The following is a 1031-nucleotide window of genomic DNA, read 5'->3' as shown; positions in this document are numbered from 1 at the left end:
CGACCACTTTCTAGATATGAGCCTTTGGTAGTATGAAACATCATCTATCAAATGGGTATCATAATGCTAAGAAGAATACGAAAAATTGAAGGTATCGGCAGCTATCACAGCGCTAGAGCTGGAGGCACGCAGTTTTCTGACGTGAATATAATCTATGGTGAAAACCGAAATGGTAAAAGTACGCTGTGTGACATTTTCTATTCTCTCGCGTCGAACAACCCTGAGCTGATCAAAAACCGTAAATCTATACCAAGGCAAGGAACAGCGGCTAATGCAATGAAAGTCGAATTTCAGTTCGATAACGCGCCAATCTCTGTGTTTGCAAACGAAACTTGGGCCCCAGGATTACCTGCTGATTGTGAACTGCATATCTTTGACCACAATTTCATTCATCGAAATGTAATGAGCGGTACAGTCAATAACCGCGAAAACTCAGAGAACATTTCAAACTTCATTCTAGGTGAAGAAAATACCGAGCGTTTTGAAGCCCTCAAAGCAGAGAAAGAGGCTTTAGCTACTACAAATGCAAGTTTACGAACAGCTAAGATCGAACTAGAAGCGAGCGGTATCACCGATGTAATAACATACGTAGCTTCTGAGCTTCCAACAGAGTCTATCGAAGAGCTGAATGTTGCAATTGCCGCATCTATCGCTGAGCAAGAATCATTAACGGTACAGATTGGTAGCGTCACTCAATCTAAAACACGAAAGAACTTAAAAGAGATTTCTACTACTTTTGATATCACAGCGACAAGTAATGAAATCAATGAGTGCTTAGCAACTAGTATGGAAGAAGCTCACACCGACGCAAAAGCTCTAGTACAAGCGCACATGGAACACCTAAAGGAGCAGAACGGCTTTAAAGGCTGGGCTTCCAGCGGCCTGACTCATTTAGATGAAAATTGTCCATTTTGCGGTCAAGAACTTCAAGGCGATTCATTAGAACTAATCGAAAGCTACAAAGTTGCATTCAATGAAGCATTTTCTAACTTCATTAGGGAAACCAAAGCAAGTGCTACACAACTACTGAC

Annotated in this window: 1 protein-coding gene; it reads left to right on the top strand. The window is 41.5% G+C overall.

All coding sequences use genetic code 11. The features are described 5' to 3' along the window. Positions 1-63 precede the first annotated feature (63 nt). Positions 64-1031: AAA family ATPase (locus tag IQR33_RS23975; protein ID WP_193844126.1), on the top strand; the 968-nt coding region annotated here is incomplete at its 3' end.

It is taken from the genome of Vibrio sp. OPT46 (assembly GCF_015163535.1).
In the GTDB taxonomy this organism is placed as follows: Bacteria; Pseudomonadota; Gammaproteobacteria; order Enterobacterales; family Vibrionaceae; genus Vibrio; species Vibrio alginolyticus.
Note: the sequence above shows the minus strand (reverse complement) of the source record. Positions and strands in the feature narration are given on the sequence as shown.